Annotated in this window: 4 protein-coding genes and 2 pseudogenes; 4 read left to right on the forward strand and 2 right to left on the reverse strand. The window is 75.5% G+C overall.

The window, feature by feature from the left end:
- Both G3I42_RS28195 and G3I42_RS28200 read left to right on the forward strand, forming a co-directional pair.
- Positions 1-341 (forward strand): annotated as a pseudogene (locus tag G3I42_RS28195) (futalosine hydrolase); the annotation flags it as partial.
- Between the two features lie 84 nt (positions 342-425).
- Positions 426-1,334 carry a 1,4-dihydroxy-6-naphthoate synthase gene (locus tag G3I42_RS28200; RefSeq protein WP_164290592.1) on the forward strand — a complete coding sequence of 303 codons (909 nt, stop codon included), beginning with the start codon at positions 426-428 and terminating at the stop codon, positions 1,332-1,334.
- Between the two features lie 135 nt (positions 1,335-1,469).
- Here the strand turns inward: G3I42_RS28200 and G3I42_RS38505 are convergent, their stop codons facing one another.
- Entirely contained in the window at positions 1,470-1,853 is a 384-nt protein-coding gene (locus G3I42_RS38505) for a cold-shock protein (RefSeq protein ID WP_009066836.1), read from the reverse strand.
- A 396-nt stretch (positions 1,854-2,249) separates the two neighbouring features.
- Between G3I42_RS38505 and G3I42_RS28210 the strand changes: the two genes are divergently transcribed.
- On the forward strand, positions 2,250-2,492 hold the full coding sequence (locus G3I42_RS28210; RefSeq protein ID WP_164290593.1) for a hypothetical protein: 243 nt from the start codon (positions 2,250-2,252) through the stop codon (positions 2,490-2,492).
- 263 nt (positions 2,493-2,755) lie between these two features.
- Here G3I42_RS28210 and G3I42_RS28215 read toward each other — a convergent pair whose 3' ends face one another.
- Positions 2,756-3,496 (reverse strand): HAD hydrolase-like protein, encoded by a 741-nt coding sequence (locus G3I42_RS28215; RefSeq protein ID WP_164290594.1) that lies wholly within the window; start codon positions 3,494-3,496, stop codon positions 2,756-2,758.
- A 199-nt stretch (positions 3,497-3,695) separates the two neighbouring features.
- Between G3I42_RS28215 and G3I42_RS28220 the strand changes: the two are divergent.
- Positions 3,696-3,916, forward strand: a pseudogene (locus G3I42_RS28220) (hypothetical protein); the annotation flags it as partial.

Genomic DNA, 3,916 nt, shown 5'->3' on the forward strand with positions numbered 1-3,916 from the left:
CGCTGACCCCAGACGACGCGGCGGACGCGGAGGACGCGCCCGCGCTGCCGCCCGTCGTGGTGGGCGAGGCGCTGACGGTCTCGACGGTGACCGGCACCGCGGAGCGCGCGGCCGAGCTGCGGGGCTTGCGCCCGCGCGCGGCGAGCGAGGGCATGGAGGGCTTCGCGGTCGCCGAGGCGGCGTACGGCTACGGCATCCCGGCGCTCGAACTGCGCGCGGTCTCCAACCCGGTCGGCCCGCGCGACCGCGAGGCGTGGCGCGTCCCGGAGGCGCTCGCGGTCCTGACCTCGGCCTTCACGGCGCTGGCGCCGGTGCTCCAGGAGGCACGGCGGTACGTGTGAGGGACGCCCGCCGCCTCGCGCGCCGCCCGGTGGGTGCACCATGAAGGGGTACGCGACGGGGGCGGATGATCAGGAGGCCGCGGGATGACGGTGACGGAGACGGGCACGGGCACGGACGGGACGACGCCGGGCGGCGGGCTGCCGGAGACGCTGCGCATCGCGTTCTCGCCGTGCCCCAACGACACCTTCGTCTTCGACGCCTGGGCGCACGGCCGGGTGCCCGGCGCGGCGGCGCCCGAGGTGACGTTCGCGGACATCGACATCACGAACGGGATCGCGGAGCGCGGCGGGGACGCCTCGCCGGAGGTCCTGAAGGTCTCGTACGCGGTGCTGCCGTGGATTCTCGACGAGTACACGCTGCTGCCGTGCGGCGGGGCCCTCGGGCGCGGCTGCGGGCCGCTCGTGCTGACGCGCGAGGCGGGGCAGGACCTGGGCGGCGCGCGGATCGCGGTGCCGAGCGAGCGCTCGACGGCGTACCTGCTCTTCCGGCTGTGGGCGGCCGACACGATCCCCGGCGGGGTCGGCGAGATCGTCGTCATGCCCTTCGACCGGATCATGCCGGCGGTGCGGGACGGGAGCGTCGACGCCGGTCTCGTGATCCACGAGGCGCGCTTCACGTACCAGGACTACGGGCTGCACAAGGCCGCCGACATGGGCGAGCACTGGGAGTCCACGACGGGCCTGCCGATCCCGCTCGGCGCGATCGTCGCGAAGCGCTCCCTCGGCACCGAGCGGCTGCGCGCGCTGGCCGGCACGATCCGCACCTCGGTCCGCATGGCCTGGGCCGACCCGGAGGCGAGCAGGCCGTACGTGGCCGCGCACGCGCAGGAGATGGACCCGGCGGTCGCCGAGCAGCACATCGGCCTCTACGTCAACGAGTTCACCGAGGACCTGGGCGAGGACGGGTACGGGGCGGTGCGGGGACTGCTCGGACGGGCGGCGGAGCAGGGGCTGGTGCCGGAGGTGGCGGCGGGGGCGCTGGACTTCGGGTGAGGGACGGAGGTGCCCTGCGCGGGGGTGCGCCGCGGGCGGGGCGCGGGGCCTTGTGCGGGGGCGGGGCCCGCTGAGGCGGTACGCGTGCGGGGCGGTGCGCCGCCCCGGGCCCGTACCGCCTCCGCGGGGGCCCGCTCAGACGTCGAGCTGGTCGGCGACCGCGCGCAGGAGGTTGGCGGTCTTGGCGCCGCTCGCGCGGTCGGGGTAGCGGCCCCGTTCGAGCTGCTGGGCGACGCCTTCCAGGAGGGTCGTCAGGTCCTGGACGATCGAGGCCAGCTCGTCGGGTTTGCGGCGCTGGGCGGCGGCGACCGAGGGGGTCGGGTCGAGGACCGTCACGGTGAGCGCCTGGTCGCCCCGCTGGCCCGCCACGACTCCGAACTCGACGCGCTGGCCCGGCTTGAGCGTCTCCACGTCCTGTGGCAACGCCGAGGAATGGACGAAGACGTCACCGCCGTCGTCGCGGGAGAGGAAGCCGAAGCCCTTCTCGCTGTTGAACCACTTGACCTTGCCGGTAGGCACCTGCTCGTCCTCGTCCTCGCTCGTCCACGACGGCCCACCACGGCGGGAGCCGTCCCTGTCTCCGCCTCCGCCCGCCGCCGGCGGACCCGCGCCCCCGGACGGGAACCGGCGGGAGCCGCGGGTGACGCGCGGGGCGGGCCCCGGGCACCACGAACGACCCGCCGACGCGGCCCGAGGACCCGTCAGCGGCCTCGCGGGCCCTGGAGAGCACAGCAGCGGGCCATCGGGACCCGCCGCCCTCCAGGCTAGGCGGTGTCCGGCGATTCCGTGCGGTCCGCGAGGTACCGCACACGGCAGTGCCCCGCCCCCGTCCGATCGCCGGACATCCCCTCAGGACGCGGGCGCCCGGCGGGACGTCCCGGGTTCGTCCCCGGGCCTTGGAACTACCCTGGTGCGGTGCCCGACAAAACCCCTGCCCAGGAGCCCGGACCCGGCGACCGCCTGGTCGTCGCCGGCGGAATCGTCTTCGCCATCGGCGCCGTCGCGACCCTCGTCACCCTCGCGCCCCTCTTCCTGCACACCGACCCCTTCCCGACCCTCGCGTACGCGGTGTGCATGTTGATGGGGGTGGGGCTGCTGCTCGCGGGAGCGGGGGTGGTGCGGGGGATTCTGGCGGGGAGGAGGGCGGCGGGGGCGTAGGGGGGTGGGGGCGTAGGGGGGTGGGGGGACAGGGCGGGGTGCGCACTCGCATCGGCACCCGCACCCGCACCCGCACCCGCCAGCGGACAGCCCCCGCCCTCCCAGGGGGCGGCCCCAATACCATTCTTCCAAAGCCACCCCCACCCCCCGCCCCCTCCCGCCACATCTGTGGACAACTCGCTGAAACCCGCACAACGCCTCACTCCCCCGAGTGAGCCACGTTCACGCGAAACGCGAGTTATCCACAGACGCCAGGGCGACCATCACACCGCAGCTCCCCCCGCACTCCCCGTACCGCCCGCGTCCGTCCCGCTCACGTACTCCCCCAGCCACCCCGCGAACGCGTCGAGCGTCCCGAGGACCACATCCGCCCCCGCGCCCCGCAATTCCTCCTCGTCGCACGGCCCCGTCGCCACCGCGACCGCCACCGCGTCCGCCGTACGGGCCCCGCGCACGTCCCCGATGTGGTCGCCCACGTACACCGAAGCGCCCTGCGCGCGCAGCGCCGTCCCCTTCGCCTCCGCCCACAGCCCGCCGATCAGCAGGTCCGGCTCCAGGCCGAGGTGGCTGAGGTGCAGCGCGGCGTGCGCGCGGTTCTTCGCGGTCACGACGAGTACGCGCCCGCCCGCCGCCCGTACCGCGGCGAACGCCTCCCGCGCGCCCGGCATCGCCGTCGTCTCGGCGATCGCGTGGTCGGGGTACAGCGCGCGGTAGCGGTCGCTCATGGCGACGACCTGCTCCGGCGGGAACCAGTTCGCCATCTCGTGCTCCAGCGGCGGTCCGAGCCGGCTCGTCACGAGGTCCACGTCGATGTCCGCGCCCGTCTCCGCCGCGAGCGCCCGGTAGACCGCGCCGATCCCGCGCCGCGAGTCGACGAGCGTCATGTCGAGGTCGAACCCGACGACGGGACCGCCGTCGGTGGTCTCGCGGAGCGGTACGGCGGAGGCGTCGGCGGCGAAGTCCTGGCTGGTCGCCGCGTCACTGGGGGTTATGTCCTGGGGCATGGTCCCAGTCTCTCAGGCGGTACGGGGAGGCCGCCCGTCCAGCGCCTGCCCCCCGGGCGGGAGGCGCGGTACGGGAGGCCGACCGTCCAGCGCTTCCGCTCGGGCGGTGGGCGGCTGCGGGGGGCCGTTGTCAGTGGCGGGTGCCATGATCGACGACAACTCAGGGCCGGGGGTCACGACAGAGAGGCAGTGCGGGGGGATGGGGAGGAACAAGGCGTCTCTCGACGCCTGGGGGAGCTACGCGGCGCGGCGCCGGCGGGGCGGTGCGGGCTGGTGGTACGCGGTGGGGCTGCTCGCCCTCGCGGCCGTCCTCGTGGTCGCGGTGGGCCCGGGCAGAGTGGCCGCCTGGTTCGGCCCCGAGGACGCGTCCGCGCTCCCGGCCCAGACGGCCCGCCCCGGCAACGCCCCGCCGACGCCCCT

The organism is Streptomyces sp. SID11385 (assembly GCF_010548245.1).
In the GTDB taxonomy this organism is placed as follows: Bacteria; Actinomycetota; Actinomycetes; order Streptomycetales; family Streptomycetaceae; genus Streptomyces.

Bases quoted from the DNA above. Each gene is read 5' to 3' on its own strand.
- G3I42_RS28200 (WP_164290592.1), top strand. From the start codon at position 426: ATGACGGTGACGGAGACGGGCACGGGCACGGACGGGACGACGCCGGGC.
- G3I42_RS28215 (WP_164290594.1), bottom strand. From the start codon at position 3,496: ATGCCCCAGGACATAACCCCCAGTGACGCGGCGACCAGCCAGGACTTC.